The sequence below is a fragment of the Marinobacter maroccanus genome, from assembly GCF_002933275.1.
GTDB classification, from domain to species: domain Bacteria; phylum Pseudomonadota; class Gammaproteobacteria; order Pseudomonadales; family Oleiphilaceae; genus Marinobacter; species Marinobacter maroccanus.
The window spans coordinates 135,827-150,044 of the sequence record NZ_PSSX01000006.1 but is presented as its reverse complement, the minus strand read 5'-3'; the positions used below and the strand labels follow the sequence as shown (position 1 = coordinate 150,044).

Sequence of the window (14,218 nt, the reverse complement as noted above, 5' to 3'; positions counted from 1 at the left end):
CAAAGACCTACCTGGAAGGCCCAGGAATGATTCCTCTGTCGATATAATGCTGTACTTGCGCCTCGTAGCCAGAGGGATCCCCCTCTGCAGCATCTGCAGGCAATGCCTCAATTACCGCTGCGGCAAATCCGGAATCTTCATCACCCTGGCAATCTTGGCAAGATGCACGCCACCACGCCAGAGCTTCGCCTTTGCCTGAGAAGCCAACGATAAAGTAATGCCCATACTTCGGCGTCGGATAATCTTCGAACCATTCGGCAACGGTCTCACTGAATGCTTCGGGCATGGGTAGCGAGACCTCGTAAAATTTCTGCGCCCTGTGCGAAAACCAGCGGGCTTCGACCAGTTCCGGAACTGGTGCCGGGTCCATAACAATTCGGCCGCCAGTTGGAGGCGTTTGATTATACCCGTAACTGATTGCTCCACCGGGTATTCTGCGGTCGCCGTTCAGAGTTACCTCTTCAGCCCAGACCGGCCACCCGGATGGCCCCCCGGAGACGATGACGGTGTAGGGGTAGCTTACGTGATCAGAAGAGCAGCCAATGCCTGTAAAGGTAAGCGCAAGGATGCAAACGAGTTTTCGAATCACAGCGCAACTCCACTTGCAGATGACAACATCAGGTTCGTAACGAGCGTGGTCAGAGCAGCCAGATACATAAGAAGCATTGGCGTTATAACCCAGGCCTGCCACCTTCGCGGCAATGGCACGGCCGGATCGCCCAGTAAAGACGCACGTTGCTGGAAAAACGGATAGGGAATCGCGCGGAACATCAGATAAGCAAAAACATTGCTGCTTCTCATCAATCGCCCGATGATCTTTCCTTGCCAAATGTACCTTGCGGTTGAAATACCCCCTCTTTCAGTCGCCACACGATCTTCTATTAAAGATACATAGCGGAACCCAATAGTAATGATGACAAGCAACGGTATAAGACCAACAAAAAGACTAAGGTACCCTATGTGGGCCAGCACATAGGTCAGTTGGTCACTCATCGCTCCGAACCTCGTAAACCAATTGGCCTACACCGGCCCCTGCATCACCCATGATTTTTCCGCCTGCCGCACCACCGATACCGGCAGCGATAATTCCGCAGGCCACACCGCCTATCCCACCCGTGCCAATGCCAACCACTGTACACAATACCGGCGCTATTGAAGCTCCCACAGCACCACCCAGGGCAGAACCCGCAAATCGTCCAGACTCGACATGGGCCACTTGCTCGCATTCATTCGCTCGCCCGGTCGAACACGCCTCGTAAATCTTGTACCCAGCCAGCCCGGCATCCAATGCCACAACCAATCTCCCGCCATGCTCCACAAACCGTGCAGCGCCTGCAGCCCTTGAATAGTGGGCTCCATAGCCCGGAATCGGTCCGACACCCGCTTGTTTCCAATGGTGAACCGTGCCTTTGGTTGAAAGCCCCAGAGCCTTCTTCAACTTGGTGTTTTCATCGAGCGAAAGGCCTTTTCGCGCCATCTTTCCTAGGGCGAAATCCAGTTTCGTAAATAGCGCCCGGCGTTGCGCATAAAAATCAGGAACATTCAGCCTGCCATGTTTTCTGAAGGTATCCTGATACAGCGTCTCAATATCCTGCAGTGTCTTGTTAATGCTCTTGATCTGTTGGCCAATCATCGCAGCGCCTGCACCTATGCCAGTCGCCGCATTCGCCGTCATCAGTTCCAGAAGGTCATAATGATCAACGATGAACTGAGCCTCCTGCTCGCTCAGTTGCCGCACCTCCTGATTTACCTGTGCAGCCACTGCCATCAGATCATTTTCTTTGACCGTGCATTCCAGAACTTCAGGATCTGCAATAACGATCATTTCCCCAGGAAGAACTCGGTTGCCTAGCCCCGGATTCAGACGCTCAAAATTTTCAGGTTTCGCAGATGCATCACCATAAAGCTGAGACAACAGCTCATTGCGGCTCATTGGTTCGCGAACGACATGGAATCCGGGTTCACTCAGATCCGGATTGTCGTTGGCGTCATGATGAGTTGCGCTTACGGTACTGGTCGTTGTGGGCGCAGTTGCAGCTGGTGACTCAGTCGGAGAAGCAATAGATTCAGCAAGGCCTGAGGAGCTCACTCTCTCGGGCGCTGCCTGAACATCCTCCCTGACTGTCGCTGAAGATACTGCTGCTCTTCCGGTAACGGGGGATACTCCCGAAAATGACGCCGGCGTGTGAGTATCACCAATCACCACCGACCCCGACCCAATCGTCACACCGCCACACGAAATCGCCCCGCCTGTCACCGCCGCCGGTTTGCCATTGATCATGACCGTTGCAGAACCACCAGTGATGGTGCGCGGATGGGGCGGGTGTTTGGGTTTGGAATGGGGTGCCAGCGGGTCGCCTACCCGGGCAACGGGCTTGCCATCGATCAACACATCGGGGGAACCGGCAATCACCGGTGTGGGCGGGAAGCCTTCGTGATCGGAGCCAGGGTCTCCGAGCAGAACAATCGCTTTACTCATGTCGCGTCCTTTGCGTTTTCCGGGCCATCCTGGCCCTTTGGCTGTAAACCGGCAGTTTATACTGAAGCACTCTGCCAGCCAAACCCTTCGATCTCACAGTGTGATGGAATCAAGGGGTAGGAAACGTCAGGGAATACCAGGCCGGGTCGACCTGAAATCCGGGTGGCCGATATCCGCTGTTAACTGTAATATCCGCACAGGTTAACAGCGACAACCCAGAATCAGACCGTCTGACGGAGAATTATCATGCGCAATGCTGACCTCGTCACCCGTGGCCTCCAGTCCGTGTGGCACCCCTGCACCCAGATGAAAGACCACGAAGGCGCTGTACCTCTGGTGCCTATCAAGCGGGGCGAGGGTGTCTGGCTGGAAGACTTTGAAGGCAATCGCTTTATCGATGCCGTCAGTTCCTGGTGGGTCAATCTGTTCGGCCATGCCAATCCGAGAATAAACGCAGCTATCCAGAAGCAGATTGGCGAGCTGGAACACGTTATCCTCGCCGGCTTTACTCACGAGCCGGTAGTCAATCTGTCCGAGCGCCTCATCGAAGTTACTCCGCCGGGCCTGAACAAGGTTTTTTACGCCGACAACGGCTCGTCGGCCATCGAAGCTGCCCTGAAGATGAGCTTCCACTACTGGAAGAATCACGGCAAACCGGGCAAGAAAAACTTCGTGAACCTGAGCAACAGCTACCACGGTGAAACCCTGGGGGCTCTTGCCCTCGGCGATGTCTCGCTCTACAAGGACACCTACCAACCGCTCCTCATGGAAGTGCTGACAGCGCCCTCCCCGGACGCCTTCAACAAGGAGCCGGGTGAGACCGACGAGGACTATGCATTGCGCCAGTTTGAGGCCATGGAAAAGCTGCTGGCCGAAAAGCACGACGAAATCTGCGCCGTGGTGGTGGAACCGCTGATCCAGTGCGCCGGCGGCATGCGGATGCACCATCCGATTTATCACACCAAGTTGCGGGAAGCCTGCGACCGCTATGGCGTGCACCTGATTGCCGATGAGATTGCCGTTGGTTTTGGCCGCACCGGCACCCTGTTCGCCTGTGAGCAGTCGGGCATCACTCCGGATTTCATGTGTCTGTCCAAGGGGCTCACCGCCGGCTACCTGCCACTGTCGGTGGTATTGACCACCGATGACGTCTACAACGCCTTTTACGACGACTACGAAACCCTCAAGGCGTTCCTGCACAGCCACAGCTACACGGGCAATCCCATCGGCTGCGCCGTGGCTTTGGCGACCCTGGATATCTTCCGGGATGATAATGTGATTGAGAGCAACCGCGCGCTCTCCACGTGCATGGCCGAATCCGTTGCCCACCTGGCGGACCACCCCAATGTCGGGGACATCCGCCAGCACGGTATGACCCTGGCCGTGGAAATGGTAAAAGATAAAGCCTCGAAAACGCCCTTTCCCTGGCAGGAACGCCGTGGCATTCGCGTTTACCAGCATGCTTTAACCCGCCAGGCCTTGCTTCGCCCCCTGGGTAATGTGGTTTACTTCATGCCGCCTTACGTGATCACCGAAGAACAGATTCGCCACCTGGCCCAGGTTGCAACGGAAGGCATAGAGATCGCGGTTCGCGACTGACGACAACCGCCAGGAACCTGAGAGACCAGCCCATGCGCATACCCCGCATCTACACTGATTCCGCCCTCAGCCAGGGCGGCACCGCAGAACTTGATGACAACGCCGCGCAACACGTCGGCCGGGTATTGCGCATGCAGCCGGGGCAGGAACTGCTGCTTTTCAACGGCGATGGCAACGACTATCCCGCCACCATCACCAGCGCCAGCAAGAAGAACGTGGAAGTCCAGGTGGGCACTCCGCTGCCCAACGCCACCGAATCCCCCCTGGAAATCGTTCTCGGCCAGACCCTCTCCAAGGGTGACCGCATGGACTACGCGGTGCAAAAAGCGGTGGAAATGGGCGTTACCCGCATCGTGCCGCTAAGCACAGAAAGGTGCGACGTAAAACTCAAGGGCGACCGGGAAGACAAGCGCCTGCGCCACTGGCAATCCGTCGCCATCAGCGCCGCCGAGCAATGCGGTCGCGCCCGGGTGCCCGAGATCCTGCCGGTGATGACCGTTTCCGAGTGGCTGGAACACAGCCGGGACTGCGAGGTGCGCCTTGTCCTTCACCACCGTACCGAGCATGCTTTGAAGTCCATTATTCCCCCCGAACGCGTCGCCCTGATGATTGGCCCCGAGGGCGGCCTTTCCCCCGAGGAAATCGCCCAGGCGGAAAAAGAAGGTTTCCTGCCGGTTGCGCTCGGCCCCCGAGTTCTGAGAACGGAAACCGCTCCGGTGGCGGCCATGGCACTGTGCCAATGGCTGTGGGGTGACATCGGCGGCTGACCCGCTACGACCGTGCCGCCGTCTCATGTCGGCACGCAAGTCATTGACATAGGTGGGTGCCACCAACATTATCCCTGTCGACTCCGGAAGCAAAAAAACGATCACACGCGAGTAACGGGATGACAAGCCTGCTAAGTACCCAAGAATTCTGGCAATACCTCAGTATCCCGGTCATTGCCGCCCTGATTGGCTGGACGACCAACTGGCTGGCCATCAAGATGACTTTCTACCCACTGGAATTCATTGGCAAACCGCCCCTGCTTGGCTGGCAAGGCATTATTCCTTCCAAGGCCCGCAAAATGGCGGCTATCAGTGTCGATGCCACTATTTCAAAGATCGGCACCGTGCGGGAGATCTTCCAGCAGATCGACCCCAAAGTCCTCGCCACCCATATCGTTCACTCCGTCGAACCCCGCATCGAGGAATACGTGGACGAAATGATGCTCAAGGAATACCCCACCTTCTGGGAAAACCTGCCGGCCTCGGCCCGGAAGATGGTCTACGATCGCGTCCGCAAGTCCACGCCTCAGCTGGTGGACAATCTGGTGGAAGATGTCTCCGACAACATCGAAGACCTGCTGGACATCAAGGGCATGGTCATCGAGCGTCTGGCCAGCGACAAGGAGCTACTGAACCGGATCTTTATCGAATGTGGCGAGGTGGAATTCCGTTTCATCATCAACTCGGGGCTCTACTTCGGCTTCCTGTTCGGCCTGATTCAGATGTCGGTCTGGTATGTCTATCCGAGCTGGTGGGTGCTGCCTTTCTTCGGCCTTCTGGTGGGCTGGGCGACCAACTGGATTGCCCTGAATGTGATTTTCCGGCCCCTGCACGCCAAAAAAGTCGGTCCCTTCCGGATTCAGGGCCTGTTCCTGAAACGCCAGCCGGCCGTGGCAGAGTCGTTCTGCCACATCGTGACCCACGAGATTCTCACCGTTGGCAACATCATCAACGCCATTCTGGACGGCCCCAAAGGCGACCGCGCCCGCAACATGGTCAAGAAGCACATCAAACCGCTGGTGGACGAGACCGCCGGCATGGGCAAGGCGCTGACCCAGATGGCCTTTGGGCCCACCGGCTTTGCCACCCTCAAAAACAAGGTTGGCGAAAAAGCCATCGAGATATCGCAGACATCGTTCAACAACCCGGTGTTCGAGAAGGATCGCGCCCAGGCCGTAGAATCCATCATGGTCGAGCGAATGATTGCCCTGTCTTCCGAGGAATTCCAGGATCTTCTCCGGCCGTGTTTTCAGGAAGATGAGATCAAACTGATTCTTGTGGGCGCTTTCCTTGGCTTTGGCGCTGGCGTCTGCCAACTTGTGTTCGTGTTCGGAGAATCGTTCCTGTAAATTCCCGCAGTAATTCACGGGCTTAAAACCTGTGCAAGGATGCGTCGTACATCTATACTCTCGGAAACGGAGGTTCATTACTTCGAACAGGTTCGACCCGGAGGCAACGGATGCCAGGTTTTCTCTCCTGGATTTCAGGATTATTCGCAACCAAGCAGTCTGCACCACCCGCTCCTGAAGCGAGGCTTTTCAATCCATCCCCGGAGAAACCGGCCAGCGACACCACCCCGGATACAAGCCCGGAACTGGCCCAACAACTGGAAGAGCACCTGTCCTGTTGGCTGTTGGACGCCGAGCCCGCAACGTTGCGGGTCGATCTTTCCTCCTATGACAAGATACTGGAGGAACTGCATCAGCGCCTGTCCAACAACAAGATGGAAGAACTTCCACGGCAACCAATGAGCCTGCCCATGCTCATGCGGGCCCTCTCCGATGAATCGACCGACCGCCAGCACCTGACAGAAATCATTCTTGGTGATCCGTCGCTGACCGATCAATTACTGCAGATTGCCAACAGCCCCTATTTCCGAACCGGGGACCATGCCATTGAATCGGTAGACCAGGCAGTATTTGTGCTTGGAGTAGATGGCATCCGGAATGTTATTTCCGCGGCGATAATGCGTCCCATGATGGCCGCAAGAAACAGCCGTGAAGCGCTTTTCGGGCAGCGCGCCTGGCGTTGGGGCCTAACCTGCGCGCGATCAGCGGAATTGATTGCAAGAACACAGGGCGAAGACACCAGTGCACACTTCATGGTGGGCTTGCTGCCTTCGCTTGCCTACATCACCATCCGTCGGGAACTGCAACGCATCTGCCGGTCACTTTCTGCAACCGGCGAACCGGAGCCTGCGCTTATCCGCCATGCCCTGGCGAGGTACCAGTGGGCTACCTGCCAGTTACTGGCGAACGAATGGAACCTTCCACCCAAGTATCACGCCTATCTTCTGGCGGCGGAACGGCCGGCGCCAAGGCAAAAGCACACGCCCCTGACCGATGGCATGGTCATTGGTACCCGGGAAGTACTCAGGCACGCCCACCAGCGGAATCTTGCCGAAGATGAGCTGCCGAAACTGGTACGTTTGACCCCGGAGCAAATCAGCAACGTGCGCAACGCGGTTCAGAAGATGCTCCGGGAGGGTGGCCGCTCAACTGTCAGGAGCTGACACAGGCTCGGGTTCGGCAAACGATCTGGTTTTTTCCTGACCACCATCAGCCCGCAACAACTCGGCGAATGTGCGCGTCTCCTCCACCTTTCGCGAACCTACCAATTCAGCAGGGATGACCTTCGGCAGCCGGTCAACGATCCGGTCCTCGTCGTAGCGAACAACCTTGAGCACCTCGCCCACGGTAATGAGATCCAGTGCCCGCCCAGGCACAAGTCGATCGCCCTGGCTTCCGGCCAGGCTAAGCAACCCCGCCCGGATCAACTTGTCGCTGAGCGCACGGGTTACTTCCCCTGGCACTCTCAGCTGGTGCTCCAACACTTCCTGCTGAGGCGCCGGCTTCCCCTCGCTGAATGGTTTGGCCACCAGCCACATGGTCGCCAGCGCCACGCTTTCCTGGAGTTCCGGCGCCAGTTGCACCTGGCGCCGCTTGGCCACTGATCCCGGATTCTGCAGATAGAACGCCAGGCTGGCCCCCATCAGCAGAATCATCCAGTTCAGATAGATCCAGATCAGCAGAATGATGCCGATGGCAAAACTGGAATAGATCGCCGCGTACTTGGCGGAACCGGCTACAAAAGACGCAAACAGCATACCGCCGGCTTGCCACGAAACCCCTGCCACCAGACCGCCAATGGCCGCATAACGCAACTTGACCCGGGTATTGGGCATGAACACGTAAACGAAAGTGAATGCGCCAACCACAAGGAAAAACGGGGTGAAACGGCTGGCAACAAGAATCACCGAACCGAACGGTTCGATTTCGATGAGCTTCTGGACAATGGTTGAGGAAAAGATGGTGGCGCTGACGCCAATGGCCGAAACCATCAGCAGTGGTCCCACCATGATGACGCTCAGGTAGTTGCTGAAGCGCTGAGCCATGGAGCGCATGTCCGGCACCCGCCAGATCATGTTAAAGGAGCGTTCAATTTTCTGCAGCAGGGAAACCACCGTGTAGACCAGCAGCGCCAGGCCCACAGAACCAAGCACCCCAACTTTCATGTTATCCACGAAGCCAAGGATCTGCTCGGCGAGCTCTATCCCCTGGGGGCCCAGCGGTTCAAAAAACTGGAACAGGAAAGGCTCCATCCGCTGGTGGACACCCAGCGCCTTGAGCACCGAGAAGCTCAGGGCAAGAAGCGGCACGATACTGAGCAGCGTGGTGTAGACCAGGCTCATGGCATGAAGTGTAAGCTGCCCACTGAGGACGTCCCGGGCCAAGGCATACGCCGTGCGCCCGGTCTTGTACAGCCAGGTCCAGGGCCAGCTCTGGGGCGGATTGGGATTCGCCAGAATCCAGCTTTCAGCTGCCTGGAGCCGGTCTTTCAATTGGAATGAAGCCACTTTTGGTCCTTTCGTTCCATGTTTTGTTCAGATTATCAGTCAGATATCCGGTCTAACCAGAGTATGGCCGATTAGTCACCGTTTGCGAGGCCATCGCTCCTAATATAACCATATCAGTATTTGTTACTTCCTCTTATAACAGAGTTTCGGTAAAACGACCGGCACTCACGAAATGACGTTCCTTTGATCAGGTATTTTCCCATGCGAATCAAGCTTGCTCTGGGAGTCGCCGCACTGACGGCCCTCTCTCCTGTGACCGCCCAGGCTACCAACGGCTACTTCAGTCATGGCTATGGCACCATCAGTAAAGGCATGGCCGGCGCCGGCACTGCCCTGTCCCAGGACAGCATTGCGGCGGCGACCAACCCGGCGGGCATGGCTTTTGTTGGCAATCGCATTGATGGCGGTTTCGAAGTGTTTTCGCCGCGGCGGGAATACACCGTAGAGGGGCCGCTCTCTCCTCCCCCCGCGTTCCCATTGCAGCCAGGCACCTACAAAAGCAGCCGCAACGGATTCGTGATCCCGCACCTGGGTTTTAATCGAGAACTGTCAGACACCACAAGCTTCGGCGTTTCGGTGTTCGCCAATGGTGGTATGAACACCGACTACTCCGGTGAAAGCGGCGGGCCTTTCTACGCGGGCCGTACCGGCGTGAACCTCGAACAACTATTTATTGCACCCACCTGGTCCTGGGAATTCTCAGACAACCAGGCCATCGGCATTTCGCCGGTTATTGCCTATCAGCGCTTCGAAGCTGAAGGTCTTCAGAGCTTTGCGCCATTTTCCTCGGATGCCAATGCTCTTTCCAACAACGGCACCGACGATGCCTGGGGCTACGGCTACCAGATCGGCTGGCAGGGCGAAATCACCGACACCCTCCACGGAGGCGTAAGCTGGCGCAACATCCTGAAGATGAACGAATTCGACAAATACCGCGGCCTGTTTGCCGAGCAAGGCGACTTCGACATCCCACAGATGTTCAACGCGGGTATCGCCTGGTCCGGTATTGAAGATCACTGGTTCCTGCTGGACATACAGCATATCCGCTACAGCGAGATTAACAGCGTGGGCAATCCGCTCCTGCCAAACCTGCAGACCGCCCAGCTTGGCGATGATGCAGGTGCCGGCTTTGGCTGGGACGACATGACCATCGTCAAGCTTGGCTGGCAGTGGCAGCAAACAACGTCTCACGCGTGGCGGGCCGGTGTGAGCTATGGAGAGAACCCGATCTCAGACGAAGATGTGCTGTTCAATATCCTGGCACCGGGCGTCCAGGAATGGCACTTCACCGGCGGATTCACCCACAGCTTCAGCGAAAACCTCGACGTATCGGGCATGGCCTTTTACTCCCCCGCCAAGACCGTAACCGGCCCCAACCCGCTGGCGGCAAACCAGACCATTGATCTGGAAATGTACCAGCTGGGCGCGTCGGTCAGCGTGGGCTGGAAGTACTGAGCCACGCACAGGCAAGTCTCCAGAGCCTCGGTATTCCCGGGGCTTTTCTTTTAAAGCACCGATCTCAAGTTCGCTGCGGCAATTCCTACAATCCGCTGCCGAGCTTCCCGACTGGCCCAGGCAGAGTGCGGGGTAACAATAAGATTAGGAATATCGTCCGCCAACAGGGGATTGCCGTTGCGGGGCGGTTCCTCGGTCAAAACATCGAAACCGGCGCCGCCGATCTCGCCGGCGCGCAGCGCGTCCGCAAGCGCCTGTTCGTTCACCAGGCCACCGCGGCTGGTGTTGATGAGCAACGAGTCTGACTTCATCATTTTCAGTTCACGGGCACCAATCAGATCCCGGGTCTCATCGGTGAGCAGGCAGTGCAATGACAACACGTCCACCTGGGGCAGGAGTTCGTCCAGGGGAATCCGGGAATACCCGTCCACCTCTCCGGCTTCCTGGCCGGGACGGGCACCGAGCAAAACCCGCATACCAAAGGCAGCCGCCCGCTCGGCCACGCCCTCACCCAGATCGCCGTAGCCGACTATACCGAGTGTCCGCCCCTCCAGCTCCATAATCGGATGGTCCATCAGGCAGAACATGTCGCTCTTGCCCCATCGTCCGGCCCGCACATCCCGGTTGTAATCCAGCAGCCGGGTGGCCAGCGCCAGCATCAGCGCCATGGTGTGCTGGGCTACCGTGGAGCGGCCGTAGTTGGTCACGTTCATCACCTTGATGCCGTGATCCTTCGCCGCCGCCTGATCGATGTTATTCAAGCCGGTCGCCACCACGGCGATAGTTTCAAGCTCCGGACATGCCTCGAAATGCTCCCGGCCCAGCACCACCTTGTTGACCAGCACGGTATCAAAACCCCGGATGCGCTCCAGCACTTCATCCGGCGCTGTCCGCTCGTATTTTTCCAGCCCGCCCGTTACCGACTCAATGGGTGACAGGTCCACATCATCGCCAAGGGTTTTGGCGTCAAGGAACACCGCTTTCATACTTTTCTCCTGAATCCAGATGGCCACAGATTAGGGTAGACTGAGATAAACGTCCAAAACTCAAGATGTCCAAGCAAGAGCAGGGTGTAAACCATGGAACATGAATTCTGGCACGAACGCTGGGCTAAAAAGGAAATCGGTTTCCACGAGGGCACCGTTAACCAGCACCTCCACGACCACTGGCCGGAACTGGCCGGCAAAGGCACCGACGCCGTCTTCGTCCCCCTCTGCGGAAAAGCCCACGACATGTGGTGGCTCCACGACCGCGGGCACCCCATCATCGGCGTGGAACTGAGCGAACTGGCCTGCAAAGACTTCTTCGAAGAAGCCGGCGAAAAAGCCAAAGTTCATCCCGGCGAACCCTTCATCACCTTTAAACACGACAACCTGCAGCTCTGGTGCGGCGACTTCTTCCAACTGGTCCCCGACGATCTGAAACACGTCCGACTGGTCTACGACCGGGCCGCCCTGATCGCCCTGCCGCCACACATGCGCAAAGACTACGTAAACCACCTGACCGCCATCATCCCCGACGGCACCAGAATCCTGCTGATCACCCTGGACTACGACACCGAAATCAAGGGCCCGCCTTTCAACGTCAGCGACGAAGAAGTTCGGGAGCTCTACCAGGACGACTACAAGATCGAACACATCCTGACCAACACCCTGGCCAAGGATCATCCGTTTACCAAGCGAAAAGGCCTGGAAAACGCCTCAGAAAGCGTGTTTCGTTTAACCAAGCTCTAGCTTCCTGGGGCATCCCCGGAGGTCTGATCGGAGTGTATCGGGGGTCTTTCTGAAAACGAATTTGATGTCTGAGCGCAGCGAGTTGCCAATTCGTTTTCAGAAAGACCCCCGGTGCACTCCAGCCCCTCATTTCGACTCCCCGAGAACCCCGCAAGCTACAAAACCAACACACCCGCCTAACATAATTTAATGAACCTTAACCACTCACCCACTGTCCAACTCCCCAACCGTGAACTAAGCTCAAAGTAAGCAAGCCGGCCACGCATTGATCGTTCACGGGCTTGTAAGTATCCATTCCTTCCACCCATAACTAAACAAACCGTCCGGATGGACGGAACTGACTGCAACGGGGAAATTGCGTGAATTGAAAGCTGAAGATACAGCGAGCGAGGGCAATCTATGAGCATACTGCAGCACTTCAAAGACCGGTATGAGAGTACCCAGGAAGAAGAATACAGCCTGGAGGAATACCTGGAGATCTGCAAAAAGGACCCAACGGCCTACGCCACGGCCGCTGAGAGAATGTTAATTGCCATTGGCGAACCAGAGTTCGTCGACACCTCGAAAGATCCGAGGCTTTCAAGGATATTTTCCAACAAGGTCATCAAGCGGTACCCCGAGTTTTCCGAGTTCTATGGCATGGAAGACGCCGTAGAAAACATCGTCTCCTTCTTCCGCCACGCCGCCCAGGGCCTGGAAGAAAAGAAACAGATCCTTTACCTGCTTGGCCCCGTGGGCGGCGGTAAGTCCTCCCTGGCAGAAAAACTGAAATCGCTGATGCAGAAAGTGCCCTTCTACGCCATCAAGGGCTCGCCAGTGAACGAATCGCCGCTGGGCCTGTTCGACCCGGCCGAAGACGCCCAGATCCTCGAAGAAGAATACGGCATTCCTGCCCGCTACCTGAAAAACATCATGTCGCCCTGGGCTGTTAAACGCCTGCATGAATATGGTGGCGACATCAGCCAGTTTCGGGTTGTGAAAATGTACCCCTCGGTACTCGACCAGGTTGCCGTCTCCAAGACCGAACCCGGGGACGACAACAACCAGGACATTTCCGCCCTCGTGGGCAAGGTCAACATCCGAATGCTGGAGGATTTCTCCCAGGATGATCCGGATGCCTACAGCTTCAGCGGCGGCCTTTGCAAGGCCAACCAGGGCCTGATGGAATTCGTGGAGATGTTCAAGGCACCGATCAAAGTGCTGCACCCGCTGCTGACAGCCACCCAGGAAGGCAACTACAACACCACCGAAGGCATGGGCTCTGTCCCGTTCGACGGAGTAATCCTGGCCCACTCCAACGAATCCGAGTGGCAGACCTTCCGCAACAACAAGCACAACGAGGCGTTCCTTGACCGGGTGTACATCGTCAAAGTGCCCTACTGTGTCCGGGTGACCGAAGAAATCGAGATCTACAAGAAACTGCTGAGCAACAGCTCCCTGGAAGGTGCTCCCTGCGCGCCGGATACCCTGGACATGCTGGCCCAGTTCTCGGTGCTCTCACGCATCAAAGAGCCGGAAAACTCCAGCATCTTCTCCAAGATGCGGGTCTACGACGGCCAGAACATCAAGGATACCGATCCGAAAGCGAAATCCATTCAGGAGTACCGCGACGCCGCGGGCGTGATGGAAGGCATGGACGGGCTCTCCACCCGTTTCGCCTTCAAGATCCTGTCCAAGGTATTCAACTTCGACACCACCGAGGTGGCGGCCAACCCGGTACACCTCCTCTATGTGCTGGAAAAACAGATCGAGCAGGAGCAGTTCCCGCCGGAAATCCATGAGAAATACCTCAGGTTCATCAAGGAATTCCTGGCGCCGCACTATGTACAGTTCATCGGCAAGGAAATCCAGACCGCCTACCTGGAAAGCTACAGCGAATACGGCCAGAACCTGTTCGACCGGTATGTCACCTATGCCGATTTCTGGATTCAGGATCAGGAATACCGGGATCCGGATACCGGCGAAATCCTTGACCGCTCCTCAATCAACGAAGAGCTGGAAAAAATCGAGAAGCCAGCGGGCATATCGAATCCGAAGGATTTCCGCAACGAGGTGGTCAACTTCGTACTGCGCGCCCGGGCAAACAACGGAGGCAAGAACCCGTCCTGGCTCAGCTACGAAAAGCTGCGCTCCGTGATCGAGAAGAAGATGTTCTCGAACACAGAGGATCTGTTGCCGGTAATTTCGTTCAATCCGAAAGCGAGCCAGGAAGACCAGAACAAGCACAAGCAGTTCGTCGAGCGTATGGTCGATCGAGGCTACACGGAGAAGCAGGTTCGGCTGTTGGCTGAATGGTACCTGCGGGTTCGCAAGTCTCACTAAGTCAGTG

12 protein-coding genes are annotated in these 14,218 nt (G+C 56.8%); 7 read left to right on the top strand and 5 right to left on the bottom strand.

The genetic code is table 11. From position 1 onward, the window contains the following. Positions 1–7: 7 nt before the first annotated feature. The 3 genes from KEHDKFFH_RS20065 to KEHDKFFH_RS09370 are packed head-to-tail and all read right to left on the bottom strand — an operon-like array spanning position 8 to position 2,479. Positions 8–589, bottom strand: coding sequence for a DUF2931 family protein (locus KEHDKFFH_RS20065; RefSeq protein ID WP_146084200.1), 582 nt, complete (start codon positions 587–589; stop codon positions 8–10). After that, positions 586–993: a hypothetical protein gene (locus KEHDKFFH_RS09375; RefSeq protein ID WP_104321678.1), complete on the bottom strand. Its 408-nt coding sequence runs from the start codon at positions 991–993 to the stop codon at positions 586–588. The genes KEHDKFFH_RS20065 and KEHDKFFH_RS09375 overlap by 4 nt, the downstream gene beginning before the upstream one ends. Next, entirely contained in the window at positions 986–2,479 is a 1,494-nt protein-coding gene (locus KEHDKFFH_RS09370; protein WP_104321677.1) for a type VI secretion system PAAR protein, read from the bottom strand. Before KEHDKFFH_RS09370 ends, KEHDKFFH_RS09375 begins: the two co-directional genes overlap by 8 nt. 246 nt (positions 2,480–2,725) lie before the next feature. On the opposite strand from KEHDKFFH_RS09370, the gene KEHDKFFH_RS09365 reads away from it, so the two are divergent. The 4 genes from KEHDKFFH_RS09365 to KEHDKFFH_RS09350 all read left to right on the top strand — a co-directional run bounded on the left by KEHDKFFH_RS09365 (position 2,726) and on the right by KEHDKFFH_RS09350 (position 7,357). Beyond that, positions 2,726–4,078, top strand: a complete 1,353-nt coding sequence (locus KEHDKFFH_RS09365) for an adenosylmethionine--8-amino-7-oxononanoate transaminase (protein ID WP_104321676.1) — start codon at positions 2,726–2,728, stop codon at positions 4,076–4,078. 32 nt (positions 4,079–4,110) lie between these two features. Further along, complete coding sequence (locus tag KEHDKFFH_RS09360; protein WP_104321675.1) at positions 4,111–4,845, top strand: 16S rRNA (uracil(1498)-N(3))-methyltransferase; 735 nt, start codon at positions 4,111–4,113, stop codon at positions 4,843–4,845. A gap of 119 nt (positions 4,846–4,964) precedes the next feature. Next, positions 4,965–6,194: a DUF445 domain-containing protein gene (locus tag KEHDKFFH_RS09355; RefSeq protein ID WP_104321674.1), complete on the top strand. Its 1,230-nt coding sequence runs from the start codon at positions 4,965–4,967 to the stop codon at positions 6,192–6,194. A gap of 110 nt (positions 6,195–6,304) precedes the next feature. Further along, positions 6,305–7,357 (top strand): HDOD domain-containing protein, encoded by a 1,053-nt coding sequence (locus tag KEHDKFFH_RS09350; protein ID WP_104321673.1) that lies wholly within the window; start codon positions 6,305–6,307, stop codon positions 7,355–7,357. Here the strand turns inward: KEHDKFFH_RS09350 and KEHDKFFH_RS09345 are convergent. Then, positions 7,340–8,701: a YihY/virulence factor BrkB family protein gene (locus KEHDKFFH_RS09345; RefSeq protein WP_104321672.1), complete on the bottom strand. Its 1,362-nt coding sequence runs from the start codon at positions 8,699–8,701 to the stop codon at positions 7,340–7,342. The two genes, KEHDKFFH_RS09350 and KEHDKFFH_RS09345, sit on opposite strands and share 18 nt — an antisense overlap. A 201-nt stretch (positions 8,702–8,902) precedes the next feature. Here KEHDKFFH_RS09345 and KEHDKFFH_RS09340 point away from each other — a divergent pair, with 201 nt between their 5' ends. After that, on the top strand, positions 8,903–10,156 hold the full coding sequence (locus KEHDKFFH_RS09340; RefSeq protein ID WP_104321671.1) for an OmpP1/FadL family transporter: 1,254 nt from the start codon (positions 8,903–8,905) through the stop codon (positions 10,154–10,156). A gap of 50 nt (positions 10,157–10,206) precedes the next feature. On the opposite strand, the gene KEHDKFFH_RS09335 is transcribed toward KEHDKFFH_RS09340, so the two are convergent. Next, on the bottom strand, positions 10,207–11,142 hold the full coding sequence (locus KEHDKFFH_RS09335) for a D-2-hydroxyacid dehydrogenase (RefSeq protein WP_104321670.1): 936 nt from the start codon (positions 11,140–11,142) through the stop codon (positions 10,207–10,209). A gap of 93 nt (positions 11,143–11,235) precedes the next feature. Between KEHDKFFH_RS09335 and tmpT the strand changes: the two genes are divergently transcribed. After that, a complete protein-coding gene (gene tmpT / locus KEHDKFFH_RS09330) occupies positions 11,236–11,889 on the top strand; it encodes a thiopurine S-methyltransferase (protein WP_104321669.1) in 654 nt (217 codons plus the stop codon). Between the two features lie 399 nt (positions 11,890–12,288). Continuing rightward, positions 12,289–14,211, top strand: a complete 1,923-nt coding sequence (locus tag KEHDKFFH_RS09325; protein ID WP_104321668.1) for a PrkA family serine protein kinase — start codon at positions 12,289–12,291, stop codon at positions 14,209–14,211. The last annotated feature ends 7 nt before the right edge of the window (positions 14,212–14,218 follow it).

What these genes read in the sequence shown, in the direction of transcription:
- KEHDKFFH_RS09375 (WP_104321678.1), bottom strand. Translation starts at nt 993, where the DNA reads ATGAGTGACCAACTGACCTATGTGCTGGCCCACATAGGGTACCTTAGT.
- KEHDKFFH_RS09370 (WP_104321677.1), bottom strand. Translation starts at nt 2,479, where the DNA reads ATGAGTAAAGCGATTGTTCTGCTCGGAGACCCTGGCTCCGATCACGAA.
- KEHDKFFH_RS09365 (WP_104321676.1), top strand. Translation starts at nt 2,726, where the DNA reads ATGCGCAATGCTGACCTCGTCACCCGTGGCCTCCAGTCCGTGTGGCAC.
- KEHDKFFH_RS09360 (WP_104321675.1), top strand. Translation starts at nt 4,111, where the DNA reads ATGCGCATACCCCGCATCTACACTGATTCCGCCCTCAGCCAGGGCGGC.
- KEHDKFFH_RS09355 (WP_104321674.1), top strand. Translation starts at nt 4,965, where the DNA reads ATGACAAGCCTGCTAAGTACCCAAGAATTCTGGCAATACCTCAGTATC.
- KEHDKFFH_RS09350 (WP_104321673.1), top strand. Translation starts at nt 6,305, where the DNA reads ATGCCAGGTTTTCTCTCCTGGATTTCAGGATTATTCGCAACCAAGCAG.
- KEHDKFFH_RS09340 (WP_104321671.1), top strand. Translation starts at nt 8,903, where the DNA reads ATGCGAATCAAGCTTGCTCTGGGAGTCGCCGCACTGACGGCCCTCTCT.
- KEHDKFFH_RS09335 (WP_104321670.1), bottom strand. Translation starts at nt 11,142, where the DNA reads ATGAAAGCGGTGTTCCTTGACGCCAAAACCCTTGGCGATGATGTGGAC.
- tmpT (WP_104321669.1), top strand. Translation starts at nt 11,236, where the DNA reads ATGGAACATGAATTCTGGCACGAACGCTGGGCTAAAAAGGAAATCGGT.
- KEHDKFFH_RS09325 (WP_104321668.1), top strand. Translation starts at nt 12,289, where the DNA reads ATGAGCATACTGCAGCACTTCAAAGACCGGTATGAGAGTACCCAGGAA.